This is a genomic window from Streptococcus xiaochunlingii, from assembly GCF_006385805.1.
Classification (GTDB): Bacteria; Bacillota; Bacilli; order Lactobacillales; family Streptococcaceae; genus Streptococcus; species Streptococcus xiaochunlingii.
Map to the genome: position 1 here is coordinate 1,075,461 of NZ_VFSG01000001.1, position 26,876 is coordinate 1,102,336.

The 26,876-nt window shown below is 42.9% G+C and carries 25 protein-coding genes; 8 read left to right on the forward strand and 17 right to left on the reverse strand.

Translation table 11 applies throughout. From position 1 onward, the window contains the following. Positions 1-10 precede the first annotated feature (10 nt). The 4 genes from secA to manA form a co-directional block, all read right to left on the reverse strand. Complete coding sequence (gene secA / locus FJR71_RS05520; RefSeq protein ID WP_048691105.1) at positions 11-2,530, reverse strand: preprotein translocase subunit SecA; 2,520 nt, start codon at positions 2,528-2,530, stop codon at positions 11-13. A gap of 301 nt (positions 2,531-2,831) precedes the next feature. Beyond that, entirely contained in the window at positions 2,832-4,676 is a 1,845-nt protein-coding gene (locus FJR71_RS05525; RefSeq protein WP_140814277.1) for an APC family permease, read from the reverse strand. A 374-nt stretch (positions 4,677-5,050) separates the two neighbouring features. After that, positions 5,051-5,791: a MerR family transcriptional regulator gene (locus FJR71_RS05535; RefSeq protein WP_048691111.1), complete on the reverse strand. Its 741-nt coding sequence runs from the start codon at positions 5,789-5,791 to the stop codon at positions 5,051-5,053. 126 nt (positions 5,792-5,917) lie between these two features. Continuing rightward, positions 5,918-6,862 carry a mannose-6-phosphate isomerase, class I gene (gene manA, locus FJR71_RS05540; protein ID WP_140814278.1) on the reverse strand — a complete coding sequence of 315 codons (945 nt, stop codon included), beginning with the start codon at positions 6,860-6,862 and terminating at the stop codon, positions 5,918-5,920. A gap of 143 nt (positions 6,863-7,005) precedes the next feature. Between manA and queG the strand changes: the two genes are divergently transcribed. Continuing rightward, positions 7,006-8,139: a tRNA epoxyqueuosine(34) reductase QueG gene (gene queG, locus FJR71_RS05545; RefSeq protein WP_048789804.1), complete on the forward strand. Its 1,134-nt coding sequence runs from the start codon at positions 7,006-7,008 to the stop codon at positions 8,137-8,139. A gap of 61 nt (positions 8,140-8,200) precedes the next feature. Here the strand turns inward: queG and FJR71_RS05550 are convergent, their stop codons facing one another. The 4 genes from FJR71_RS05550 to FJR71_RS05565 form a co-directional block, all read right to left on the reverse strand. Next, complete coding sequence (locus tag FJR71_RS05550) at positions 8,201-8,716, reverse strand: phosphatase PAP2 family protein (RefSeq protein WP_140814279.1); 516 nt, start codon at positions 8,714-8,716, stop codon at positions 8,201-8,203. Positions 8,717-8,761: 45 nt separating this feature from the next. Then, positions 8,762-9,172 carry a peptide deformylase gene (locus tag FJR71_RS05555; protein ID WP_140814280.1) on the reverse strand — a complete coding sequence of 137 codons (411 nt, stop codon included), beginning with the start codon at positions 9,170-9,172 and terminating at the stop codon, positions 8,762-8,764. A gap of 107 nt (positions 9,173-9,279) precedes the next feature. Further along, entirely contained in the window at positions 9,280-10,173 is an 894-nt protein-coding gene (gene scrK, locus FJR71_RS05560; protein WP_140814281.1) for a fructokinase ScrK, read from the reverse strand. A 199-nt stretch (positions 10,174-10,372) separates the two neighbouring features. Next, positions 10,373-12,265, reverse strand: coding sequence for a sucrose-specific PTS transporter subunit IIBC (locus FJR71_RS05565; protein ID WP_140814282.1), 1,893 nt, complete (start codon positions 12,263-12,265; stop codon positions 10,373-10,375). A 380-nt stretch (positions 12,266-12,645) separates the two neighbouring features. Here FJR71_RS05565 and FJR71_RS05570 point away from each other — a divergent pair, with 380 nt between their 5' ends. Together FJR71_RS05570 and FJR71_RS05575 are read left to right on the forward strand one after the other, a co-directional pair. Continuing rightward, positions 12,646-14,100, forward strand: coding sequence for a sucrose-6-phosphate hydrolase (locus FJR71_RS05570; protein WP_140814283.1), 1,455 nt, complete (start codon positions 12,646-12,648; stop codon positions 14,098-14,100). Beyond that, a complete protein-coding gene (locus FJR71_RS05575) occupies positions 14,081-15,046 on the forward strand; it encodes a LacI family DNA-binding transcriptional regulator (protein WP_140814284.1) in 966 nt (321 codons plus the stop codon). Before FJR71_RS05570 ends, FJR71_RS05575 begins: the two co-directional genes overlap by 20 nt. Before the next feature lie 248 nt (positions 15,047-15,294). Here FJR71_RS05575 and nusB read toward each other — a convergent pair whose 3' ends face one another. The 5 genes from nusB to uvrA form a co-directional block, all read right to left on the reverse strand. Beyond that, on the reverse strand, positions 15,295-15,723 hold the full coding sequence (nusB, locus tag FJR71_RS05585; protein WP_172605104.1) for a transcription antitermination factor NusB: 429 nt from the start codon (positions 15,721-15,723) through the stop codon (positions 15,295-15,297). Beyond that, a complete protein-coding gene (locus FJR71_RS05590; RefSeq protein ID WP_006595687.1) occupies positions 15,716-16,105 on the reverse strand; it encodes an Asp23/Gls24 family envelope stress response protein in 390 nt (129 codons plus the stop codon). Before FJR71_RS05590 ends, nusB begins: the two co-directional genes overlap by 8 nt. 36 nt (positions 16,106-16,141) lie before the next feature. Continuing rightward, on the reverse strand, positions 16,142-16,702 hold the full coding sequence (gene efp, locus FJR71_RS05595; protein ID WP_006595686.1) for an elongation factor P: 561 nt from the start codon (positions 16,700-16,702) through the stop codon (positions 16,142-16,144). A gap of 85 nt (positions 16,703-16,787) precedes the next feature. Further along, the gene (locus tag FJR71_RS05600; protein WP_140814285.1) at positions 16,788-17,855 is read right to left on the reverse strand and encodes a M24 family metallopeptidase; all 1,068 of its coding nucleotides are present in this window, start codon (positions 17,853-17,855) and stop codon (positions 16,788-16,790) included. Next, positions 17,852-20,677, reverse strand: coding sequence for an excinuclease ABC subunit UvrA (gene uvrA / locus FJR71_RS05605; RefSeq protein ID WP_125329150.1), 2,826 nt, complete (start codon positions 20,675-20,677; stop codon positions 17,852-17,854). Before uvrA ends, FJR71_RS05600 begins: the two co-directional genes overlap by 4 nt. A gap of 121 nt (positions 20,678-20,798) precedes the next feature. Here uvrA and FJR71_RS05610 point away from each other — a divergent pair, with 121 nt between their 5' ends. Beyond that, a complete protein-coding gene (locus FJR71_RS05610) occupies positions 20,799-21,743 on the forward strand; it encodes a magnesium transporter CorA family protein (RefSeq protein WP_006597173.1) in 945 nt (314 codons plus the stop codon). 28 nt (positions 21,744-21,771) lie between these two features. Further along, entirely contained in the window at positions 21,772-22,446 is a 675-nt protein-coding gene (locus tag FJR71_RS05615; protein WP_129270089.1) for a DUF1129 family protein, read from the forward strand. 34 nt (positions 22,447-22,480) lie between these two features. On the opposite strand, the gene FJR71_RS05620 is transcribed toward FJR71_RS05615, so the two are convergent. From FJR71_RS05620 to rpsF, 4 genes are all read right to left on the reverse strand, one after another. Beyond that, entirely contained in the window at positions 22,481-23,002 is a 522-nt protein-coding gene (locus FJR71_RS05620) for a GNAT family N-acetyltransferase (protein WP_140814286.1), read from the reverse strand. A 151-nt stretch (positions 23,003-23,153) separates the two neighbouring features. Beyond that, positions 23,154-23,393 (reverse strand): 30S ribosomal protein S18, encoded by a 240-nt coding sequence (rpsR, locus tag FJR71_RS05625; protein ID WP_000068664.1) that lies wholly within the window; start codon positions 23,391-23,393, stop codon positions 23,154-23,156. 41 nt (positions 23,394-23,434) lie between these two features. Beyond that, positions 23,435-23,929 carry a single-stranded DNA-binding protein gene (locus FJR71_RS05630; protein ID WP_006595680.1) on the reverse strand — a complete coding sequence of 165 codons (495 nt, stop codon included), beginning with the start codon at positions 23,927-23,929 and terminating at the stop codon, positions 23,435-23,437. A gap of 26 nt (positions 23,930-23,955) precedes the next feature. Then, positions 23,956-24,246 carry a 30S ribosomal protein S6 gene (gene rpsF, locus FJR71_RS05635; protein ID WP_006595679.1) on the reverse strand — a complete coding sequence of 97 codons (291 nt, stop codon included), beginning with the start codon at positions 24,244-24,246 and terminating at the stop codon, positions 23,956-23,958. A gap of 277 nt (positions 24,247-24,523) precedes the next feature. Here rpsF and FJR71_RS05640 point away from each other — a divergent pair, with 277 nt between their 5' ends. Genes FJR71_RS05640 through FJR71_RS05650 form a run of 3 tightly spaced genes read left to right on the forward strand, consistent with a single transcriptional unit; the run spans position 24,524 to position 26,862 of the window. Continuing rightward, a complete protein-coding gene (locus tag FJR71_RS05640; protein WP_140814287.1) occupies positions 24,524-25,576 on the forward strand; it encodes a bifunctional glycosyltransferase family 2/GtrA family protein in 1,053 nt (350 codons plus the stop codon). Further along, positions 25,563-26,465 (forward strand): phosphodiester glycosidase family protein, encoded by a 903-nt coding sequence (locus tag FJR71_RS05645; RefSeq protein ID WP_140814288.1) that lies wholly within the window; start codon positions 25,563-25,565, stop codon positions 26,463-26,465. The genes FJR71_RS05640 and FJR71_RS05645 overlap by 14 nt, the downstream gene beginning before the upstream one ends. Next, on the forward strand, positions 26,446-26,862 hold the full coding sequence (locus FJR71_RS05650; protein WP_140814451.1) for a hypothetical protein: 417 nt from the start codon (positions 26,446-26,448) through the stop codon (positions 26,860-26,862). Before FJR71_RS05645 ends, FJR71_RS05650 begins: the two co-directional genes overlap by 20 nt. Positions 26,863-26,876 lie beyond the last annotated feature (14 nt).

Here is a 26,876-nt window from a genome sequence, read left to right on the forward strand (position 1 = left end):
TTTCATCCGATTAGAGTTTTTTACCGTGGCAGTTTTTAAATTTCTTACCAGATCCACATGGACAGATGTCATTGCGTTTAATTTGACTCAAATCAAGATCTTCTGGTAAATCAGTTTTTTGAGCGGCAATATTACGAGTCGCTGTCGTTGAAATACTGTGTTCTGTACGTGGACGCTCTTGTTCATGGATTTGAGCTTTCATCATCAAACGAGTCACATCAAATTCGATGGAGCCAATCATATCGTTGAACATACGGAATCCTTCTGATTGGTATTCAACCACAGGATTGTTTTGTGCATAACCACGGAGACCGACAGCATTACGCAATTGATCCAAGGCATCGATGTGATCGGTCCATTTGCTATCCACAACACGAAGGATCAAGACTTTTTGGAATTCTCTGACTGCTTCTTCATCGCGTAATTTCGCTACTTGGTTTTCATAAACCTCTTCAGCACGTTTGTACAAGTAATCAATCACATCTTTATCAGATTTGCCTTCAATATCGCTCTCAGAAATAGTATCTTCAGGGACCAAATTGTATTTGGCAAAGTTCAGAATAGCTTCGATCCGCTCTTCCTTGCTTGAGTGGCTAGCTCCTTCAACGATCCGTTTAATGGTCCGTTTGATCATGGCCTTGATTTCTGGCGCCAAATCACGATCCGCTGTAATGACATCATAGCGTTGAGAGTAGATAATCTCGCGTTGTTCCCGCATAACATCATCATACTGAAGGACTTGCTTACGAGTGTCATAGTTGTTCCCTTCCACTCGTTTTTGAGCTGCTTCAACTTGGCGTGTAAACATGTTAGATCTGATAACAGATTCTTCTTCGCTTAGTTTGAAGCGGTCTAGCAAGGCTTTGATGCGCTCTGAACCGAAACGACGCATCAACTCATCTTCAAGAGAAAGGTAGAATTGAGATTCACCTGGATCCCCTTGACGTCCAGAACGTCCACGCAACTGGTTATCAATACGACGGCTTTCATGACGCTCTGTACCAATCACACAAAGTCCACCGAGTTCACGAACCCCTTCACCGAGCTTGATATCGGTACCACGTCCGGCCATGTTGGTCGCGATGGTAACGGCACCACGTTGACCAGCGTTCATGATGATTTGCGCTTCTTTGTAGTGGTTTTTCGCATTCAAGACTTCGTGAGGAACGCCTGCTTCAACCAAGAGGCGGGATAGGTAGTCACTGGTTTCAACGGCAACGGTACCCACCAAGACTGGTTGTCCTTTTTCATAGCGAGCTTTTACATCTTCTACTACAGCTTTAAACTTCGATTTCAAGCTTGGGTAGAGAAGGTCCGGATGGTCAATACGAGCAATCGGACGATTAGTTGGAATTGGAATAACGCGAATGTTGTAGATTTCACGGAATTCTTCTTCTTCTGTTTTACCAGTACCTGTCATCCCTGAAAGTTTCTTATACATCCGGAACAAGTTTTGGTAAGTAATAGAAGCTGATGTTTTGGTTTCTTCTTGGACTGGTACACCTTCTTTAGCCTCAATCGCTTGGTGCAAGCCGTCAGAATAACGACGACCTTCCATGGTACGACCTGTAAATTGGTCGACGATCAAGATTTCTTGATCTTCACTGACTACATAGTCGATATCCAAAATCATGATGTAGTTAGCACGGAGGGCATTGTCGATGTAGTGTGTTAAGGCAACATTTTCAATGTCGTACAAGTTTTCAAGATTAAAGTAACTTTCAGCCTTATCAATCCCAGAATCTGACAAACCAATCGTTTTTGAAGGGACATCAATAATATAGTCTTCTTTTTCCAAAGATTTTACATAGGTATCCGCCATGTGATAGAGTTGACTAGTTTCTGTAGAAGTCTGACCTGAAACAATCAATGGCGTACGGGCTTCATCAATTAAGATGGAGTCTACCTCATCAACCAAGGCATAATTCAAAGGACGTTGTACCATATTTTCGGCACGAACAACCATGTTGTCACGCAAGTAGTCAAAACCTATTTCCGCGTTGGTTGAATAAGTGATGTCACAAGCATAAGCTTCTTGTTTTTCAGACGGTGATTTTGCAGCCAAGTTGATCCCAACTGAAAGACCTAGCCATGAGTACAACTCACCCATCTCAGTCGCATCACGTTCTGTCAGGTATTCATTGACAGTGACAACGTGAACTCCTTGGCCAGATAGGGCATTCAAATATACCGGCATGGTCGCAGTCAAGGTTTTTCCTTCCCCTGTACGCATTTCTGGAACGTCACCATGGTGAAGAACAATACCCCCCATGACCTGTACTTTATAAGGGAACAAGCCCAAGACACGCTTGGCACCTTCGCGAACTACCGCAAAAGCTTCATACAGAAGGTCATCCAATGATTCACCATCTTGGTAGCGTTGCTTGAACTCTTCTGTTTTCGCTTTCAGTTCATCATCTGACAAGGCAGCCATTTGATCTTCGTATGAGAAGACCTTGTCTGCCATCTTTTCCAATCGTCTTAATTCACCTTTATCATTTTCGATAATTGTTTTTAATAAATTAGCCATTAGTTTCCTTACTTTTCAAATTTCTTAAATTTTAAACGTTCTCTTTATTGTAGCATTTTTTAAACATTTTTTCAAGATTAAGGCTGTATCTTACAAGACTTTCGAGTGGTTTTTTCGTGTGAGAAAATCCAAAAAGATGGCTGCTCAAGCAGACATCTGAAAGTGAAGACAAACTGTTCATTGATACAAATCTAATAAATTCTATAAAAATTATACTCGTTAGAATTATTCAATCATCTACTAAAACTTTGTTTTTAATCCGAATCACCTCTATAGTAGACATCTCTTCTTTATGCGATAGTTATTCAGACAAATGGTAAGAATAGCTTGCCACAACCACTTCTTCATGCCAACGAAGCGCATACTTCAATTTCAAACTCATTTGGTTGTGGAGAATATTTTGCCAATGTTTTTTAGGGATGAATTGAGGAACTAAGACTGTGACGGTGTTCCCTTTTTCCTTGGCCTCCTCAGCTACTTTTGAGACAAATTCAACTGTTGGTTGGATAATATCCCGGTAACTTGTCATAACATTTTCAAAGCGAATATGAGGGAAATAATGTTTGAATTCTTTTGCTACCTCTGCATCCTTGACCTTGGTTTCTTCCGTTGAGACGTGCATGGCTATGACATCGTTTCCTAGGCTATTTGCATAACTCATAGCTCCCACACTTACCTGAGTGACATTCCCAACAAGGACAATGACAGTATTGCCCGCGTAATTTGTCTTTTCGATCTTCCTTCCCAAACGCAATTGAGCCGCAACTTTATCATAGTGATTGCGAATACTTAAGAACATCCAAAGTAAAAGACCGATTATAGGGAAGAAAGGCCAAATCTCACTCAGACGGAACAACAAGAGGATCAAGACAATCCCATAACAGATAGCAGCCCCGAGGATATTAGCCAGCGAATACTTGAGAAATCCTTTTTGATATTGGCGTTTCCAATGAATGACCATCCCTGTTTGAGAAAGGGCAAAAGGAATGAAGACCCCAATGGTATAAAGCGGAATCAAGCTTTCTGTTTGTCCATCAAAGATCAAGAGCAAGACGATGGCACCAATCGCCAAGGTCAAAATCCCATTGGAATAGCCCAGACGATCTCCTTTTTCCATATACATGTGTGGCATGTATTTGTTTTTAGCCATGTTAAAGGCCAACATTGGAAAGGCTGAGAAACCAGTATTCGCCGCTACTGCCAGGATCAAGGCTGTTGATAATTGAAAGACGTAAAAGAAGGCTTGACCGACTGGGGAATTCCCTAAGATGGCTTGGGCCATTTGGGCTAGAGTTGTTACCCCTTTTGCCGGAACAACACCCACCCAGTAATTAAGGAAGGTAATCCCTGCAAACATGATCCCCAAAATCAAAGCCATAATGGTCAAAGTAGAGGCAGCATTCTTTGCTTTTGGTTTCTTAAAGAAGGGAACCGAATTGGAGATGGCTTCAACCCCTGTTAGGGAAGCCGATCCACTCGTAAAGGCCCGCAACAAGAGAATAATGCTAACCCCTGAAATAGTTTGGCCAACATGCGCAGTCGCGTTATAGGCCAAATGCCCTGTCAAAATTTGGATCACGCCATAGCCGATTAAGGCAATGGTACTGACAATAAACAGATAGACCGGAATCATCAAGGATGTCGCTGATTCGCGTAGCCCCCGAAGGTTCATCAGCATCAAAATCAAGACCAACAAAATGGAAATGTGAAGATTATAAGGATGAAGAGATGGAATCGCTGACGTGATGGCATCTGCACCGGAAGAAACAGATACCGCTACCGTCAGCATATAGTCAACCAAAAGACTTCCACCAGCGATCAACCCCGCTTTGGGAGACAGGTTCTCCGAAGTCACCATATAGGCTCCTCCCCCTTGAGGGTAGGCATGAATGACCTGACGATAAGAAATCGTTAAACTGGCTAGGAGAACCAGGACCACAATCCCAATTGGAATTGACCACCAAATGGCTCCTGCTGATACGGTCATCAAGACCAGGATAACTTGTTCTGGACCATAGGCAATAGAAGAAAGTGCGTCACTAGAGAGCATGGCCAAGGCCTGCATTTTCCCTAGCAATCCTCCTTCACCTTCTGCACCAGATTTCAACGGACGGCCAATAAACCATTTTTTCAATGTTGAAAACATAAAAAACTCCTTGAAAAAAGATCATGAGGCCGGGAATTCCCTGCCTCTTTTCATAAAACAGGGGTTATTCTACTCCTTTTTTTCAAGACTGTCAACTTAAATTGTGAAATTTTCATAAAGTTTTCATTGTCTTCATTCATTCGAGCTCTCTTAGATCTGCCAGCTTCTTTTCAAATTGATCCAAGCAAAAAACGAGGCTGGGACAAAAATCCTAGCCTCTCAATTATTTTTGGATTGTCGAGCAAGACGCAGTGGTTGAGTGGGCTCTACTACGCTGATTTCATCAGCTTTTACAGCCCTACTCAACTGTGCGGAGGTGGAACGACGAAATCGAATTCTAACGAATTACCGATTTCTGTCCCACTCTCACTTTTTTATTTTGCTTGATTTTCGACATAAAAGGCAATGACATCCGAAGTGTACTGGGCTGTACCAGCGCCAAACTTGTCGATGTTTTCCTTGAATTCTGGATTATAGGCATAGCCTTTGCCGATATGGCCAAAAACCTCTATAGAGCAGTCAAATCCATACGTTCGAATCGTATCTAAAAGTTTGGTTGCTTCTTCTTGATTTTCCGATGCTGTTACTGGCAAACCAGCCTGGAAGTTTTTCGCCAAGACTTGGAAGACTTGATTAAAGGCTCTTGTCGCCTCCTCTTCTCGACCTTTTTGGCGTTCAAGCGCTTGGTCCATGACTTCTTGACCGTACTTGTCTACCGCCTCTTGATGGTATTTTTTAGTATCTTGGTAACTAAATCCAGTAAATTTTTCCTCAATGGTCATTTTTCTTTCTCCTTTTTGTTCCTGAATGGTTTTTTGCAAGGTGGAAATCAAGGTATCCAGGCGTTGCCTTTCTTGAGTCAAATAGTCCAACTGTTTGGTCAAATGGGGCAATAAGTTAGATTTTTCTTCGGCTAAGAGTTCTGCTATTTGGTCTAAGGAAAACCCTAGATACTTGTAGTAGAGAATCACCTGTAATCGTTCTAAATCTTCTTGATTGTATGTCCGATAGCCATTTTCAGATTTCACAGGGACGAGAAGTCCTATCTTGTCATAGTGGTGCAAGGTCTTGACAGAGACACCTGACAGCTCTGCAGCTTCTTTGATATGGTACATGATTTCCTCCTTACAAAGATAGTATAATCCCTCCCCTTAGGTCAGAGTCAAGACTTAACATAAAAATAGTTTTCAGATAAAAAAGGGTTGAGTTGTCCACAGCTTTTAACTCAAACCCTTTCTTTTTTATGGATGACTCACGATCAATTCTAAATCTTGCCCTTCCAAAGTCCAAGATTCAACATCACTCGTTAAGACAAAGTGATCTCCTTTTCCAATCGGATAATCTACCCCATCCACCTGAAGGCTTCCTTGCCCTGAGAGAACGCTCAACAAGCTATAATCATGGGTCTTTTCAAATCGAACTTCCCCATTGACTACCCACTTGTGAACCCCAAAGAAGTCATTGGCCACTAACAAAGTAGACGACAAGTGATCGACTTTTTCCTCAACCGGTCGGCTATTCGCTGGAGCCCCTAAGTTCAGCACATCAATGGACTGTTCAATGTGCAACTCACGTAAATTTCCTTGATCATCTTTGCGATCAAAGTCGTAAACTCGATACGTCGTGTCGCTTGATTGCTGGGTTTCCAAGATTAAAATACCCGAACCGATGGCATGCATGGTTCCACTTGGCACATAGAAGAAATCTCCCGCTTTCACAGGAACCCGCGCTAACAGATCATCCCATTCTTTGGCTTCGATCATTTGGCGCAATTCTTCCTTAGACTGGGCGTGGTGACCATAGATAATTTCTGCCCCTTCATCAGCGGCAATAATATACCAGCATTCAGTTTTCCCAAGTTCTCCTTCATGCTCCATTCCATAGGCATCATCTGGGTGAACCTGAACACTAAGCCAGTCATTAGCATCTAGAATCTTTGTCAACAAAGGAAAGACCGGTTCCGGTCGATTCCCAAACAATTCGCGATGCTCTGCATATAGTTGGTCTAAGCCCATTCCAGCATAAGATCCATTCTTAACAACAGAAACACCATGTGGATGGGCCGAAATAGCCCAGTATTCACCAACATGATCGCTCAGGATTTCATAGCCAAACTCATCTCGTAATCTAGTTCCACCCCAAATTTTTTCCTGCATAACTGATTGTAAAAATAGCGGTTGTGACATACCTGCCTCCATATATCCTTGTATTCAATACCTTATTATACCAAATTCTACTTGTTTTTGAAAGCCCTGCCAAGCTCTTTAGCCCCTTTTAAATTTTTTGCACGTTTTTCGCATTTTTACCGGCTTTTCGCTATAATAGGAATATGAACCTCAAAGAATCCATTATTGAATTGGCTCACTCCATTGGTATTTCAAAAATTGGCTTTACCACTGCGGATGATTTTTCCTATTTAGAAAAATCCCTCCGCCTTGCCGTGGAAGAAGGCCGAAATTCTGGTTTTGAGCACAAAAATATTGAAGAACGAATCCAACCACGTTTAAGTTTGGCTTCTGCTAAGACGATTATCTCCATTGCCGTTGCCTATCCCCACAAGTTAAAGCAACAACCTCAGAAGACGGCCTATAAACGCGGAAAATTCACCCCCAATAGCTGGGGCCTTGATTATCACTATGTCTTGCAGGATAAATTAGACCGCCTAGCACGAGGGATTGAAGAATTAACCGCCGACTTTGAATACAAGGGCATGGTGGATACCGGTGCCTTAGTGGATACCGCGGTTGCTCAACGAGCTGGGATTGGCTTTATCGGAAAGAACGGCCTCGTCATCTCAAAAGAATACGGTTCTTATATGTTTTTAGGGGAACTCATCACCAACCTAGAGATCGAACCCGATCAAGCCGTTGACTATGGTTGCGGAGATTGTAACCGCTGTGTAGAAGCCTGCCCGACTTCTTGTTTAATCGGAGATGGCTCTATGAATGCCCGACGTTGCCTGTCCTTTCAGACCCAAGACAAGGGGATGATGGATCTGGAATTCCGTAAAAAGATTAAAACGGTCATCTACGGTTGTGATATCTGTCAAATCTGCTGTCCCTACAACCGTGGTCTGGACAATCCGCTAGCCACTGATATCGATCCTGAACTAGCTCACCCGGAATTAATCCCCTTTATCGAGTTATCCAATGGACAATTCAAGGAAAAATTTGGAATGGTCGCTGGTAGTTGGCGGGGAAAGAATATTCTCCAGCGCAATGCTATCATTGCTTTGGCCAATGCTAATGACCGGTCTGCTATTCCTAAACTGTTAGAAATCATCGAAACCTCGCAAAACCAGATTCATATTGCAACAGCCATTTGGTCACTGGGAGAGCTTATTCGAGAAGTCACACCTGACTTGGTTGATTTGTTAACTTCCCTCAAAAACCCAACTCCAGCTATTATAGAAGAACGTGAACGGTTCTTCCAAAAATTCCAATACCAAAACTCACATAATTAAAAACTGCCTAACAAACTTAGGCAGTTTTTAATCATTTCTTTCTTCTCTCATACAGCCTCTCTCAGAAAATTCCTAATAGAGAAAAACTGACAATTCCCCATAGGAGTGCAACGACAAATCCGACTACGACATCACGGACAAAATGGAGTCCTGCCAGAACACGAACTCCTGCCAATAGCAGAGCCAAGAAGAGACCTATGCTCGATAGAAGAGGATTCACTCCCCAGGCTACTGTCGAAATGATTACCGCCGAAAAGACATGCCGACTTGGCATGGAACTCCCCTTGCCTTCTCTCTCTAAAAGAGGCGGAAACGCGCCAAGCTCATAAGGACGGGGCCAATTGATTGCTTTTCGAATGACACTCAGTAACATAAAGCCAGACGCCGGAACCAACAGATAGCCAAGAACAACCCAAATCTCGGAAGCTTTCAGATAAGCTGCCCAAAGAACATAAAAATAAAGGAGTGGCATCAGCAGGGTGACAAGGCGGTTGACCCACTTTAATAAAGAAAGATAATAGGGATGGGACACCAAAAATGGTCTAACCCGTTCATAGAACAAATATTCTTTATTCATCAACAATTTCTCTTCGATCGATTCCTTAACAAGTAGCAACTGGACCTAGATCAAAATCCCTTCCAGGTGATCTAGCTCATGCTGGCAAATTTGGGCCGCAAAACCTTCTAAGCTTATGAGCTGAGGCTTCCAATTCATGTCGCGGTAGGAGACTTGAATCTTTTCAAAGCGGCTCGTTTTTCGGCTCCCTGCCAAAGAAAGGCACCGCTCTTCTGTCTCATAAACTCCTTCTTTCTTGACTAGAACAGGGTTAAAGAGAACCAAGGGCATCAAACCAAATTGGATAATGATCACTCGCTTGCGTACCCCAATCATATTAGCCGCCATACCAACACAGGAATCCTGGTGAGCTCGTAAGGTATCTTGTAAATCCTGCGCCAAATACAAATCTTCTTTTGTCGCTTCTTCAGACACTTGACTCAAAAAGAAGGGATCCTTCATAATGGCTTTTTCCATCTTTTCTCCTCTCTTGCTTAAAAAAGAGAAGGTCATTCATCCATCTTCCCGACGAAGAACTCCCTCCCCTAGCATTTCATGCTTTTTGTTGTTTCAGCCTTACCTGATTAGTCTTTTTTGCTGACTTGTTTTGCTAAGACAAAGTTACCCAAGGTTGCTGAACCATTTCCAGCTACCGCAGGAGTCACGATGTAGTCACGAACATCTGGAACTGGTAAGTAGCCGTTCAATAATACTGTGAATTTTTCACGAACGCGATCCAACATGTGCTGTTGTGCCATCACTCCTCCACCAAATACAATCACATCTGGGCGGAAGGTTACAGTCGCATTAACAGCAGCTTGAGCAATATAGTAGGCTTGGATATCCCATACAGAGCTATTGAGCTCGATATTTTCCCCACGAATACCAGTACGAGCTTCCAGGCTTGGACCAGCCGCAAGACCTTCTAAACAGCCTCTGTGGAATGGACACACACCGTTAAATTCTTTTTCAACATCCATTGGGTGTTTGGCAACATAGTAATGGCCCATCTCAGGATGTCCTACTCCACCAATGAATTCACCACGCTGGATGACACCTGCACCAATTCCTGTACCGATTGTGTAGTAGACTAAGTTTTCAATCCGTGCACCCGCGTTATTACGAGCGACAACTTCACCATATGCTGAGCTATTTACGTCCGTTGTAAAGTAAATCGGTACATTTAATGCACGACGGAAAGCACCTACTACATCAACATTCGCCCAATGGGGTTTGGGAGTTGTTGTAATAAAACCATATGTTTTTGAATTTTTATCAATGTCAATCGGTCCAAATGAGCCAATCGCTAAACCAGCAAGAGTTTCAAATTTAGAGAAAAATTCAATACATTTATCAAGGGTTTCAATAGGAGTTGTTGTTGGAAACTGTGTCTTTTCAATGACGTTATTATTTTCGTCACCTACAGCACAAACAAACTTTGTTCCACCAGCTTCAAGACTTCCATATAATTTAGTCATATCAATCCTCTTCTTCAATTCTCTTTTTTTCTATTATATCATAAAGGAAAACGGTTCACTTCTATTCCTTAAAGAAAAAACTACTCTTATTTATGTTTCAACATTAGGTGAGCAACTTTTTCATTCCAAACCTCATCTCCAAACAAAATTCAAGGACTGGAGGATACCCTAACCAGTCCTTGAGCAATCATATTTTAGATTATGCTTTTACTTCAATAATCGCATCGCCTTTAGCAACTGCACCAGTAGCTACTGGAGTTACTGAAGCATAGTCAGCTGTGTTTGTGACGATGACCATTGTTGTATCATCAAGACCAGCTGCTGCAATTTTAGCAGAATCAAATGTTCCAAGAACATCTCCAGCTTTGACCTTGTCACCTTGAGCAACTTTTTTCTCAAAACCGTCACCATTCATTGAAACAGTGTCGATCCCAACGTGGATCAAGATTTCAGCACCATTCGCTGTCTTCAAACCGAAGGCATGTCCAGTTGCAAAAGCAATCGTTACTTCAGCATCTGCAGGAGCATAAACGACACCTTCAGATGGCTTCACTGCAATCCCTTGACCCATAGCACCGCTTGAGAATACAGGGTCATTCACATTTTCTAAAGCAACAGCTTGCCCAACGATTGGAGAGATGATGGTTTCATCTTGAAGAGATGCTGGAACAGTTCCAGTCACAGCTTCCTCAACAAAACGATCTGTTGTAGCACTTTCAGTTACAGTTGCAGGTTCTTCATCTTCAAAACCGAACATGTAAGTAAGAGCAAAACCAAGTGCAAATGATACTGCAACCATAAGCAAGTATTGGAAGAGTTGACCATTACCAATGTAAAGCATTGTACCTGGGATAATAGTGATACCATTACCAGTACCAGCAAGACCAAGAAGTGAAGCCAATCCACCACCGATGGCACCAGCGATTAATGAAAGGAAGAATGGTTTACGGAAACGCAAGTTCACCCCGAAGATCGCAGGCTCAGTAATACCTAAGAAGGCAGAAAGAGCAGCCGGGAAAGCCAAAGCTTTCAATTTAGGATTTTTAGTTTTCACACCAACCGCTACAGTAGCAGCACCTTGAGCAGTCATGGCAGCTGTGATAATAGCATTAAATGGATTTGCGTGATCAGCAGCAAGCAACTGCACTTCAAGCAAGTTAAAGATATGGTGAACACCAGATACGACGATCAATTGGTGAACGCCACCGATGAGCAATCCGCCAAGACCTAATGGTAAGCTAAGGATTGCTTTTGTACCAATTAAGATATAAGTTTCAACTACGTGAAAGACTGGACCAATAACAAAGAGTCCAAGAATAGACATTACAAAGAGGGTTACGAATGGTGTTACCAAAAGATCAAGAACATCTGGAACAACTTTTCGAAGTGATTTCTCAAATTTCGCACCAAGGACCCCGATAATAAAGGCTGGAAGAACAGATCCTTGCAACCCTACGACTGGAATAAAGCCGAAGAATTTCATAGCAGTCACTTCACCACCGGATGCAACCGCCCAGGCATTTGGAAGCGAACCAGACACAAGCATCATACCAAGAACGATACCAACTGCTGGATTCCCACCGAAGACACGGAAGGTTGACCAAACGACAAGACCTGGCAAGATGATGAAGGCCGTATCCGTCAAAATTTGAGTATAAGTCGTAACATCTTCTGGAAGAGTCACACCAAGGGCATTCAAGAGTCCACGGACACCCATGAAGAGACCTGTCGCGACAATAACTGGGATGATTGGTACAAAGACATCACCAAATGTACGGATAGCCCGTTGGAACCAATTTCCTTGTTTAGCGGCTTCAGCTTTCATTTCATCTTTTGATGAAGTTGGCAAACCTAGAGCCACTACTTCATCATAAATCTTATTTACAGTACCGGTACCAAAGATGATTTGGTATTGACCTGAGTTAAAGAAAGCCCCTTGAACTTTTTCAATATTTTCGACAGCATTTTTGTCGACTTTTGCTTCATCTTTGACCATCACACGAAGACGAGTCGCACAGTGAGCAACACTGCTAACGTTCTCAACTCCACCGATCGCATCGATGACTTTTTTTGCAATTTCTGTATTTGACATTTGCAAAAATCTCCTTATTTTTTATTGTTTTGAAAACGGTTCACCCGTCTCTACGCATTTAATTGTACCACTTATTAAGAATATGTCAACCGTTTTGCAGAAAGTTTTTGGCATTTATTTGCAATTTTTGATAGTTTGAAAGAAGCTCTTTTTATTTTCATTTAGCTAAACACCCTTCCGCTATGTGCTATAGCTATTATCCAGTTTTTGGATTTTCAAAAACTTTCATTCTTTCATTTGTTTTCATAAACTACATCTAGCCTTCGCTCCGATATTTTATGATAAACGTTTGACATTTTTTCTCAATTCTTTGGTCAAAGTCTTGCTTTTTTTTATAGAAATCGGTACTATGGAAGTAAGAAAAATTTTGGAGGAGTCAAATGGAATGGACAACAGAACTTCGGTACAAACAGTATGAAGACTGGACCGAAGAAGAAAAGAAACAAATAAAAGAAAACATGGCTAATTCTCCTTGGCATACTCATTACCATGTCGAACCCAAAACTGGCCTTTTAAATGACCCGAATGGTTTCTCCTATTTTAATGGTAAATGGATTCTCTTTTACCAGAACTTTCCCTTTGGAGCCGCTCACGGATTGAAGTCTTGGGTACAACTGGAAAGTGATGATTTAGTTCATTTTAAAGAAACTGGTCTTAAGGTTTTACCAGACACACCTTTGGATAGCCATGGAGCCTATTCTGGTTCGGCTATGCAATTCGATGACAAACTTTTCTTATTCTATACAGGAAATGTACGAGACGAGAACTGGATCCGTCATCCCTACCAAATCGGAGCCCTCTTAGACCAGGATGGAAACCTCGAAAAAATCGACCAAATCCTCATTGATCAACCAGAGGATGCTACCGATCATTTCCGCGACCCACAAATTTTTAAATTCAAAGATCAATACTATGCCATCGTCGGTGGTCAAGACCTTGAGAAAAAAGGATTCGTTCGCCTTTACAAAGCGGTGAATAACGATTATACCAACTGGGTTGAAGTAGGCGATCTTGATTTCAACAATGATCGTACAGCTTATATGATGGAGTGTCCTAACTTGGTCTTCGTCGGCGAGCAACCTATCCTTCTTTATTGCCCTCAAGGTTTGGACAAAGCAGTCCTCGACTACGACAATATCTACCCAAATATGTATAAGATTGGGGCTTCTTTTGATCCTGAACAAGCTCGTCTCGTTGACGTATCTGAATTGCACAACTTGGACTACGGCTTCGAAGCCTATGCAACTCAAGGCTTCAATACTCCTGATGGAAGAGCCTTAACGGTTAGCTGGTTAGGTTTACCAGATGTCGCTTACCCATCCGATCGCTTTGACCACCAAGGAGCCTTCTCTTTGGTCAAAGAGCTAACTATTCAGGATGGTAAACTTTATCAATATCCGGTCGAAGCTGTAAAAGAGCTTCGCTCCACCTCTTACGAATTTACAAACAAGGAAACAACCAATAATTGCTACGAGTTAGAATTAGCCTTTGAAGCCAATAGCAAAAGTGAGATTGTTCTCCTAGCCGATAAAGAAGGCAAAGGACTTTCTATTACCTTTGATATTGCAAATGGTCAAGTCATTGTCGACCGTAGCCAAGCTGGCGAACAGTATGCCCAAGAGTTTGGAACTACTCGTACTTGCCCGATTGAAAACCAAGCTACAACTGCTACAATTTTCATCGATAACTCGATTTTTGAAATCTTTATCAACAAAGGAGAAAAGGTATTCTCTGGTCGCGTCTTCCCGCATGCTGATCAAACTGGTATCTTGATCAAATCCGGAACACCTACTGGAACATACTACGAACTAGACTATGGTCGCAAAGCTCACTGATGTCGCCAAATTAGCTGGCGTCAGCCCAACGACAGTTTCACGAGTCATTAACAAAAAGGGCTATTTATCTGAAAAAACTGTCTCAAAAGTTAAAGAGGCCATGAGAGAATTGGGCTACAAGCCGAATACGATCGCTCGGAGCCTACAAGGAAAATCAGCCAAGTTAATCGGCTTAATCTTCCCAAAAATCAGCCATGTCTTCTATGCAGAATTAATCGATAAACTGGAAGAAGAACTGTTTAAACATGGGTATAAAACCATTATTTGTAATAGCGAGCATGATTCGGAAAAAGAACGTGAATACATCGAAATGCTAGAAGCCAATCAAGTGGATGGGATTATTTCTGGTAGTCATAATCTAGGGATTGAAGATTATAACCGGGTCACAGCTCCTATCATCGCCTTTGACCGGAACCTCTCCCCTGAGATTCCAGTCGTCTCTTCAGATAACTACGCTGGGGGCGTCCTTGCTGCAGAAACCCTTGCCAAGACTGGGGCAAAAAAGATTATCATGATTACAGGGAATGACAATTCGAATTCCCCAACTGGTCTTCGCCATGCTGGCTTTGCTTCCGTCCTACCAGAAGCACAAATCATCAATGTTTCCAGTGATTATTCACCTATTCGCAAAGAAATGGAAATCAAGTCCATCTTGACCCAGCAGAAACCGGATGCTATCTTTGCGTCTGACGATCTAACGGCTATTTTGGTAATGAAAATCGCTGACGAACTCGGCATTGCTATTCCGGAGGACCTGAAGATCATTGGCTACGACGGGACCTACTTTATTGAAAATTATTTCCCCCGTCTCACCACCATCAAGCAACCCTTACAAGAGATTGCTCGCCTGACGGTCGACCTTCTTCTTCAAAAAATCGAAGGAAAAGATGTAAAAACAACAGGCTATTTTCTCCCTGTTAGTGTTTTACCCGGCAAAAGTGTTTAAAAGAGAGTAGAACAGAAATCGGTAATTCGTTAGAATTCGATTTCGTCGTCCCACCTCCGCACAGTTGAGTAGGGCTGTAAAAGCTGATAAAATCAGCGCAGTAGAGCCCACTCAACCACTGTGTCTTGTTAGACAATCCAAAGTCAATTGAGAGGCCGGACTTTTGTACCAGTCTTTTTCCTTATCATGATCAAGCGAAGCTCTATACTCAAAAAGAAACCACCCTCAAAGGTGGTTTCTTTTCTATCTTATTCTGCTTCCGTTACGAATTGACTTAAGACACCATTCACAAACCGAGCAGATTTTTCATCTGAAAATGTTTTAGCTAATTCAATTGCTTCATTCACTGCAACCAACTGAGGGGTATCAAAGGAAGTGATTTCAAACACACCCAAACGAAGAATGTTTTTCTCCACTAAAGTCAAGCGTTCGACGGTCCATCCAGTTTTCAAGTGTTGGGCAATCTGTTGATCCAATTCATCCTTTGATTGACGAACACCAGATACCAAATTGAGTAGAAAAGCTGGAATTTCCACTTCCTGGTCAGTCTCCTCTTTGTCATGAGTAAAAGCAAATCGACACGCTTCTACAACATCCCCTTCATACTCTAAACTCATTAGAGTTTGAAAGGCACGCTCCCGTAGATCACGACGTGATTCAAATAAAATATCAGTCATTGAGGAAATCCTCATTAAACAAATCTTTCAAATCAGGTTTCGCTGCTTTTTCAGTCACGATTCCAACCACATGGATATTGACATCATCCAAGGTCACATCTGCCATATTGTAGACAGCTGTTTTTACTGCCTTTTGGATCGCAACCGCTACTTTAGGGACTGCTACACCATACTCTAGATAGAGGTAAATATCAACAGAAATTTGACCATCTTCTTGTGTACGAAGGTAAACCCCACGTCCAAGAGCACGTTTTGAAAGGCTATCCGATACACTCTTATTTTCAAGAGAATGAACACCATCTACTTTTGCAGTCGCAATCGCAATAATTTTTTCTAGCACACGAGGTGCAATGACGATTTCACCGTATTGTTCAGTTGCCATAGAAGTTCCTTTCTATCAGACCTATTTTAGAGCTGATTAGGCACGAGAAACGTAAGTTCCTTCAGCTGTATTGATAATCAATTTTTGTCCTGCTTCGATGAAGTCTGGAACGTTTACCACAAGACCTGTTTCCATTGTAGCTGGTTTACCAGAACCTGTCACTGTAGCACCTTTAATAGATGGTTGAGTTTCAGCAACTGTCAATTCAACAGTTGTAGGAACAGTCACCCCAATCACTTCGCTTCCGTAGAATTGAATTTTCACTTCTGAGTTTTCAAGGATGTAAAGCAATTCGTTCTCAACATTGACAACAGGAATTTCATATTGGTCGTATGTTTCAGTATTCATGAAGTAAGCTGTGTCATCCATTTTATACAAGTATTGAGCTGGTACAGTTTCAATAATAGCTTGCTCAAATTTTTCTTCTGGACGGTAGCTTGTATCAAAAGTTGAACCAGTACGAACATCACGCAATTTCATACGCATGATCGTGTTTCCTTTACCTGGTTTGTGGTGGCTAGCTTCCAAAACGCGGATCAATTTTCCATCAGCTGTTTCAAAGGTCATACCAGCTTTCAACTTACTTGCTTCAATCATGTTTTCATACCTCTTTTTAAAAATATATTACTCTTTATTTTATCACAAATGCTCAGATTTCTCAAATCTGTCTCTGCAAATTTCCTTAGATCACAATCAATTCTTTTGGTGCCAAGGTCAAGACTTCACAACCGGTTTCCGTAATCAGGAGATCATCTTCAATCCGGACACCAGATAGGCCTTCAATGTAGATCCCTGGCTCATCTGTCAAGACCATGCCGGCCTTGATAACTTCTTTGGAAGTTTGACTGAAATAAGGCTCTTCATGGATGTCCAAGCCAATTCCGTGGCCAATTCCATGAGTAAAGTACTGACCGTATCCTACAGCCTCAATAATATCTCGAGGAATTTTATCAAAATCACGGAAACCGAGTCCATCCTTGGCTTCAGCAATAAGGGCTTGGTTGGCTTTCAAGACCGTTTCGTAAATTTCTCTTTCCTTGTCGCTGACATGACCTGCATAAATGGTCCGGGTCATATCACTGACGTAATGGTTATAGAGACAGCCAAAGTCCAAGGTCAAGGCATCCCCAGCAGAGATGATGCGATCACTTGGAGTCGCATGGGGCATAGCAGAGCGCTCTCCCGCAGCGGAGATGATATCAAAGGATACACCTGAAGCCCCCAATTCCCGCATTCTGAAATCTAGGAAGGTCGCCGCTTCTAACTCTGTTGTTTGGCCAACCTTGATAAATTCCAGCACATCTAGAAAGGCTTGATCTGAAATACTGCAGGCCTTGCGGATCGTTGCTACTTCTGTCTCATCTTTAATCAAACGAAACTCCATCACAAAATCAGACAAGGCTCTTAGAGCGACTCCTGAGAAAGCGGTCGCTAGACGGGTATGGTAGGCAACTGTGATCTCATCCTCAAAGCCAAGTTCTTGGATCGCTGCGTCTTTGACAATTTTTGCTGCTTCTTCCAATTCATTGCGGGTTTCAACAATCTCAACAAAGGGGAAACAAGTCGCATGGGCATGAATGGTATAGCGCGAATCGGTGAAGAGGACCACGCGCTCTTCTGTCACCAAAACAGTCCCATTTGATCCCCAGAAACCTGTCAAATAGTAGACATTTTTCAAGTTGTTAATGAGGACAGCTTTTAGATCCTGTGCCTTCATTTTAGTTCGTAGATTTGTAATTCGTTGGTTCATTGTAATTTCCCTTTCAAATACTGTCCTGTAAAGCTAGCTGGGTTGCTGGCTACTTCTTCTGGTGTTCCTGTCGCAATAATGGTACCACCACCGACACCACCTTCTGGTCCCAAATCAATGATATGATCCGCTGTCTTAATGACATCCAAGTTGTGCTCAATGACCAAAACGGTATTGCCATCATCTACAAAGCGTTCCAAGACCTTGAGCAGACGAGAGATATCCTCTGTATGTAGACCTGTTGTCGGCTCATCCAAGATATAGAAGGACTTACCAGTTGAGCGCTTATGAAGTTCTGAAGCCAGCTTCATCCGCTGGGCTTCTCCACCAGAAAGCGTCGTTGCCGGCTGTCCCAGGGTCACATAGCCCAAACCGACATCCTTGATAGTTTGTAATTTGCGATTAATCTTTGGAATATGTTTAAAGAAATCCACCGCATCATTGACGGTCATGTCCAAAATCTGGGAGATATTCTTTTCTTTATAGTGAACTTCTAGGGTTTCACTGTTGTAGCGTCGCCCATGGCAGACTTCACACGGTACATAGACATCCGGTAGGAAATGCATCTCAATCTTGATGATCCCATCTCCCGAACAAGCCTCACACCGACCTCCTTTGACGTTGAAACTAAAGCGGCCTTTTTTATAGCCTCTAATCTTGGCTTCATTGGTTTGGGCAAAGAGGTCACGAATGTCGTCAAATACACCTGTATAGGTAGCCGGATTGGAGCGTGGAGTGCGGCCAATCGGGCTTTGATCAATATCGATCAGTCGATCAATGTGCTCAACTCCTGAAATAGTCTTGTATTTCCCTGGTTTCTCTGAATTGCGATTCAATTTTTGGGCCAGTGTTTTTTTCAAAATACTGTTGACCAAGGTGGACTTGCCTGAGCCAGAAACACCTGTTACAGCAATGAACTTGCCCAGTGGGAAGCGTGCTGTCACCTCTTTTAAGTTGTTTTCAGCTGCCCCTGTCAGTTCGATAAAGCGTCCGTTGCCTACCCGCCGTTCCGTTGGTACGGGGATAGCCCGTTTGCCAGAAAGATACTGACCAGTGATGGATTTGCTATTGCGGGCTACCTGCTTAGGTGTTCCAGCCGCAACAATCTCGCCTCCAAAGACTCCGGCTCCTGGACCGACGTCGATCAGGTAATCAGCCTCTCTCATGGTATCCTCATCGTGTTCGACAACGATCAAGGTATTGCCCAAATCACGCATCTTCTTGAGGCTAGCAATCAAGCGATCATTGTCCCGCTGATGAAGACCGATCGAAGGCTCATCCAGGATATAGAGGACACCTGAGAGGTTGGACCCAATCTGGGTCGCCAAGCGAATCCGCTGACTCTCTCCCCCAGATAGAGTCCCGGCCGAGCGAGACAGGGTCAGATAGCTCAAGCCAACATTGTTCAAGAAGGTCAAACGATCCTTGACTTCCTTTAGAATCGGTCGCGCAATGGTCTCCTCATTCTTGGTTAATTTTAGATCAGCTACCACCTTAAGATGGTCCTCAATGGACAAGTCAGAGATTTGCCCAATATGTAGCCCCTTCTCTCCTCCTACTCGGACAGACAAGGCCTGGTCATTCAATCGATAACCATGGCAGGTGACACAAGTCAATTCATTCATGTAGGACAACATCTGATTGCGAGTAAAGTCACTAGACGTTTCGTGGTAACGGCGATTAATATTGGTAACGACCCCTTCAAAAGGAATGTCAATATCGCGAACCCCACCAAATTCATTCTCATAATGGAAATGGAATTCCTTGCCCTCAGAACCATAGAAAACCAAATGCCGCTCTTCTGGAGATAAGTCTTCAAATGGCTTGTCCATATCAATCCCAAACTGGATCATTGCCTGCTCCAACATCTGAGGATAGTAGTTAGAAGAGATTGGATTCCAGGGTGCAAGTGCTCCTTCACGGAGAGTCTTGCTAGCATCTGGAACAACCAAATCCAAGTCCACCTCTAGCTTGATCCCCAGTCCATCACAATCTGGACAAGAGCCAAAGGGGGCATTAAATGAAAAGAGACGAGGTTCCAACTCAGGGACGGTAAAGCCACAAACCGGGCAAGCGTAGTGTTCTGAAAAAAGTAGTTCATTTTCATCCATGGTATCGACGACCACATAGCCATCCGCGATCCGAAGGGCCGCTTCGACCGAATCAAAGAGACGAGAACGAATGCCATCTTTGATGACAATCCGGTCTACAACAACCTCAATTGTGTGCTTCTGGCTTTTGGATAATTCTGGGACCTCTGTCACATCAAAAATATCGCCATCCACACGCACCCGGACATAGCCGTCTTTTTGCACCTTTTCGATGATGTTCTTATGCTGGCCTTTTTTCTTACGAACGATCGGTGCTAGAATTTGTAGGCGTTGGCGCTCCGGAAGTTCCAAAACTTGGTCTACAATTTGCTCGACCGAAGAAGCGGTAATCGCCCCATGGCCATTGATACAGTAAGGAGTCCCCACACGAGCATATAGAAGACGTAAGTAATCGTTGATTTCTGTAGTCGTTCCAACCGTTGACCGCGGATTTTTGCTGGTTGTTTTTTGGTCAATGGAAATGGCTGGACTTAAGCCATCAATCGAGTCCACATCGGGCTTTTCCATATTTCCTAAAAACTGACGAGCATAGGCTGACAGACTCTCTACATAACGTCTTTGTCCTTCCGCATAGAGAGTGTCAAAGGCTAAGCTCGATTTCCCAGAACCTGATAGACCAGTGACCACGACCAGCTTATCTCGAGGGATTTCAACATCAATATTTTTTAAATTATGAGCACGCGCTCCATGAATGACAATTTTATCGAGCATTTCTTCCACTTTTCATCAATTTATTTATCCTTCATTATATCAAATTTTTCAGCATTCTTTTATCCAAAAGCGTGCTTTTTCTGTTATAATGTTAAGGTGTAAAAAAACAAGGGGAGGCACCATGAAACAGGTCTTTTTATCGACAACGACTGAATTTAAAGAAATAGAGACACTGGAACCCGGTAGCTGGATCAACCTTGTCAATCCTTCCCAAAGTGAATCGATGGAAATCGCCTCTGCTTTTAACATCGATATTGCCGACTTACGGGCACCGCTCGATGCGGAAGAAATGTCCCGTATGACCATCGAAGATGAATATACCTTGATCATCGTAGACGTTCCCATCAAGGAAGAGCGGAACAATCAGACCTACTATGTCACCATCCCTTTGGGAATTATCCTAACAGAGGAGGCTATCATCACCACTTGCTTGGAAGAGTTGCCTCTCCTAGACACCTTTATCAATCGTCGCTTGCGGAATTTCTATACCTTCATGCGATCCCGCTTCATCTTCCAGATCCTTTATCGCAATGCTGAGCTCTACTTGACCGCACTTCGTACCCTGGATCGTAAGAGTGAACAGATTGAAAGTCAACTGCACAAATCAACTCGTAATGAAGAGCTGATTGAGCTGATGGAATTAGAAAAAACCATCGTCTACTTTAAGGCCTCTCTGAAAACCAATGAGCGCGTAATCAAGAAATTGACCAGTGCCACCAGCAACATTAAGAAATACCTGGAAGACGAGGATCTGTTGGAAGATACCTTGATCGAGACTCAACAGGCCATTGAGATGGCGGATATTTATGGAAACATTCTCCACTCTATGACCGATACCTTCGCATCGATCATCTCCAACAACCAGAACAATATCATGAAAACTTTGGCCATGGTGACCATCGTCATGTCCATCCCAACCATGATCTTCTCAGCCTATGGCATGAACTTTAAAAACAATGATCTCCCCCTCAACGGAGAACCTAATGCTTTCTGGCTCATTATCTTTATTGCCTTTGCCATGACCGGATCGCTCGTTGTCTACCTCATCCATAAAAAATGGTTCTAACACCTACTAATAACACTAAGGAGTATTTATGTCTCAATTTGATTTGACCCAATTAAGTAAAAAGAATCAAGAATTCGTTCGCATCGCTAAACACCAATTGATTGAAAACGGCAAAACAGAAGAAGAGGCTACTAGCCTGATTGAAGAAATTCTTCCAGCTATCTTTGAAAACCAACCAAAAGGAGTAACGGCGCGAACTCTCTTTGGAGCGCCAACTGTTTGGGCCAATGCTTTTAGTGATCAGGAACGCTACGAAAAAGAGCATCCAAAAGAGAATGATGCTCCTCATCTCATGATCACAGATTCTTTCCTTCTCGTCTTTGGTCTCTTTGCTGCCATTTCAGCCTTCATGAACTTATTTGCTCCTCAGGGAACCACTTATGGACTCCTCACATTGACTCTTGGTAGCTTGGCTGGTGGGGTTGTGCTCTATTTGATGTATTACTACTTCTACCAATACTACGAAGTTTCTAAACGTGGAATGAAACGACCTGCTTTAACCAAGTCACTTCCTATCCTAATGTTGGCGATGATCCTTTGGGTTGTGATTCTCATGGTCACTGCTTTACTCCCACAATTCCTCAACCCGCGTGTACCAAACTGGTTCATGCTCTTACTCGGTGGTGGGGCTCTTCTCCTCCGCTACTATTTGAAGAAAAAATACAATATCAAGAGCGCCAATACAGCACCTCAACGACGCTAAAAATAAACGGATGAAGTTTTCATCCGTTTTTGTTTTACTGCATGTTCTTGTTCAATCTTTTTGAAAAATAGAGGACTAAGTCATCATTGTTTTCACAAGAACTGTAAGGGGCCAAGGGCTGATCCCTAAACCAAACTCCAGATCCATCTGGGATATAGTCCCGTTTGACATACAGTCTTTGAGCTGGACCATAACCCGAGTGTAAACCAACCCCTAAAGTAACAATCTCTGATAGTAGCCGGACTCTTTTTTCCGCCTCTTCTAAGAGTTGATTCCCAATTCCTCGATTTCTAAATGGCTCAAAAACATTAAAATCAGATAGTTCAGGATAGACTCCCACGAAAGGGCCGTGCTTGGCAGCAGGCAATATAGTGATATAACCTGCCACAAATCCATCCGACTCAGCTACTAATACGTCTCTCTTTCCGTTCTCCTGATCCTGAAAATAGCTGGCCAAGATATCCTCTCTACCCGGCCACCCTTGATGGATAAAGGCTTGAGAGATCCCTTCAATATCATACTCCATCATGCTTCTGATGATTATGCATTCCTTCATGTTGCGCTCCTTGATACCTTTCCTCTCATTATAGCATAATTAGATCTTGGGAAAGGGCAAAGAGGGCCACCCGGACCTGAAAAAACCGTAAGGGTCTTACTCGCTCTCTTGTTTTCAAGCTCATGAAAAAGAGGTCCACTGGACCTCTTTTTTAATCTTCGTTTACGAAAGGCATCAAAGCCATTACGCGAGCGCGTTTGATAGCTGTTGTTACTTTACGTTGGTTCTTCGCTGAAGTTCCAGTTACACGACGAGGAAGGATTTTCCCACGTTCTGAAACGAAACGGCTAAGAAGCTCAGTATCTTTGTAATCAACATATTCAATTTTGTTTGCTGCGATGTAATCAACTTTTTTACGGCGTTTGAATCCGCCACGACGTTGTTGAGCCATGTTTATTTCTCCTTTATAGTTTTAATTCGTTAAACCCATTCTTAGAATGGTAGATCGTCATCCGAGATGTCCATTGGATTAGCTCCGAATGGATTGTCATCACGTCCAAAGTTTGGTGTTGCGTTTGATGGTTCAGATCCTCCAAAGCTTGGAGCTGCATTTCCTGCAAATCCTCCAGCTGAAGCATAACCACCACCTGCTTGTCCTTCACGATTCGCGCGGCTTTCCAACAATTGGAAGCTGTCCGCTACGACTTCAGTGACATAAACACGTTGACCTTGCTGATTCTCATAATTACGAGTCTGGATACGACCTGTAATCCCAACTAAGGCACCCTTTTTAGCCCAATTCGCTAAATTTTCAGCTTGTTGACGCCAAATCACACAGTTGATAAAGTCCGCATCTCGTTCACCATTTTGGTTTTTAAAATTACGGTTAACCGCGAGTGAGAATGTCGCAACAGCCTGATTTTGAGGGGTATAACGAAGTTCAGCATCTCGAGTCATACGACCTACAAGTACAACATTGTTAATCATTAGTCACCTTCTTTATTCGTTAGGGCTTACGCGTCAACTTTTACGATCATGTGACGAAGAATGTCACCGTTGATTTTTGAAAGACGGTCGAACTCGTTAAGAGCTGCATCGTCGTTCGCTTCAACGTTTACGATGTGGTAAAGTCCTTCACGGAAATCTTGGATTTCGTATGCAAGACGACGTTTTTCCCAATCTTTTGATTCAACAACAGTTGCACCGTTGTCAGTCAAGATAGAGTCAAAGCGTGCTACCAAAGCGTTTTTAGCTTCTTCTTCAATGTTTGGACGAATAATATAAAGAATTTCGTATTTAGCCATTGATATGTTCCTCCTTTTGGTCTAATGACCCCAAGTCTTTGCAAGGGGTAAGTGAGGTTTGCTCACAAGAAACTATTATACCAGACTTTGGGATAGAAGGCAAGTGAAAATACCTTCTCTACATTCTTTTCGAAAAGTTTTATTTTTCTTCTATTATTTTCTCTCCTTTTTTACAACAAGGAAATCTCTCCCTTTCCTTAAAGAAAACTGATATCAGTTAGCTTTAAGAAAGGGCCGTTATACTACCTTCATCACAAACAAGAAACGAGGAACGCTTATGAATTATTTAGTCACCCCCGCTTATCAACCCGATCAAAAACTTCTCAAACTGGTAAAAAAACTGAGAGAAAAATGTGACTTCTCCATTATCGTTGTGGACGATGGTAGTTCTGAGGACTGCCAAGCGATTTTTGAAAAATTAGACGGGCTAGCTACAGTCCTTCACCACGAAACCAACCTTGGAAAAGGAGGGGCTCTCAAAATAGCCTACACTTACATTCAAGAGCAAGGGCAATACGGAACAGTCATCACTGCTGATGCTGATGGTCAACATAAGGTTTGGGATATCTTCCGCGTAGCCAGTCAATCGCAAGAAAATCCGAACCAATTGGTTCTAGGGGCACGCGCCTTTTCAGGCAAGGTTCCTTTGCGTTCTGCTTTTGGAAATAAATTGACCCGCTTCTTGTTCAAGCAACAAACAGGGGTCGCTGTGACAGATACGCAGACTGGCCTTCGAGCCTTTACAACCAACATGATCCCCTTTATGTTAGATATCGAGGGACAACGGTATGAGTACGAAATGAATGTGCTCCTCGCAGCTAGCAAGGCCTTTCCCATCTTGGAAGTTCCGATTGAAACAGTCTATATCAATGACAATGAAGGGTCCCATTTCCGTCCTATTCGCGACGGTCTCATGATCTACAAGGACATGTTCAAGTTTGCCCTCTCTTCCCTGAGTAGCTTTATCGTTGACTACCTGGTCTATGCCTTCTTCCTTTTCGTGATGATGGCTGTGCCGATTAGTCTTCGGATCCTCCTTGCAAACGGGATCGCTCGTGTGGCCAGCTCCATCTTTAACTACTCGACCAACAAACGGCTAGTCTTTAAGAACAAAGACAGCCTGGCTCGAACCGGAAGTGGTTACTTGGGACTTGCGATTGGACTCTTTATTCTCGATACCCTCTTGATTCGACTCTTCTATGCAAGCTTTGGTCTCCATTTGCTCCTCAGCAAAGTGATCGTCGGACTCTTGCTCTTCGTCGTCTCATGGTTGATTCAGAAAAAAATCATTTTCAAGGAAAGGACTACACCTACTCATGAAATTCTTTAAAAAATCTTATACCTATGCTGCTTGTTTCGGCATCCTGCTAACAAGCTCCTTCAGCTATTCTATGCTCAAAACCTTTGTCTTATCCGATGCTATCCAAACAGTCAAAGCTACGACTACTGATACCAAGGCGGCTAAGGAGGCAGCAGCCTCTGCTACTACAACAGATACCAGTTACTCCGATGACAATATCCAGGTGAGCCTGACAGAAAAAACAGTTGAAAACACTCAAGTTTACATTGCAGATATTACGGTTAGCTCTTCTGACTATCTAAAAACTGCTTTTGCTCAAAATACCTACGGGACAAACGTGACAGCTAAAACTTCCGTCACTGCAACTGAGAACAATGCCATTCTAGCCGTCAATGGAGACTACTACGGAGCTAATAGCACCGGCTATGTCATCCGAAACGGAGTGGTCTACCGTGATACGGTTCGCGAAGACTCTAGCAATGGCGACTTAGCGATTTATAAAGATGGTTCCTTCAAGGTTATCTACGAAGATGAAATCTCTGCGGATCAGTTGGTCAAAGACGGGGTTGTTAATCTCCTTGCCTTCGGACCTTCCTTGGTTGAAGATGGAGAAATTACAGTCGATACTAACTCAGAGGTGGGACAATCCATGGCGTCTAATCCACGTACTGCCATTGGGATCATCGACGAAAACCACTACATCATTGTCGTCTCGGACGGCCGGACTTCAGAGAGTGAAGGCCTATCTCTCTACCAATTAGCGGAAGTGATGAAATCGTATGGCGTCAAAACAGCCTACAACCTAGACGGGGGTGGATCTTCTACCCTCTACTTCAATGGCCAAGTTATTAACAAACCAACTACAAATGGTACTATCTCAGAAAGGGCGGTGAGTGACATTGTCTACATCGGTTACTAATCCTATCAAACAACGGTTGAAAAAGACCATTCTCTGGTACACTCTGATTTCAGCTTTCTTTTTCGTCGGAAGTCGCATCTACGAACACTTTAGTTTTGGCGAAACCTCTGCCTTCATGCACTACCTCTTCTTGATTCCTTTGATTGGTGGGTCCTTGCTCGTAGCTCTGCAACTAGTGGTAAAAGGCCTTTCTCGAATCACTCTTAATCTTTGGAACTCAGCTCTTGCCACGGCAACTGCTGGAGCCCTCTACCGAGGCATTGTTAACCTCTCTGGTCGTTCTACAACTCTCGACCAGCCCTACTATTATGTTGCAGGGATCTTCCTAGCCCTTGCTCTCATCAGTATCTTCTTTGTCCGCAGTGTCTGGGTGGAAAAAACAAAGTTAAGTACTTAATATTGAAAGCTCTT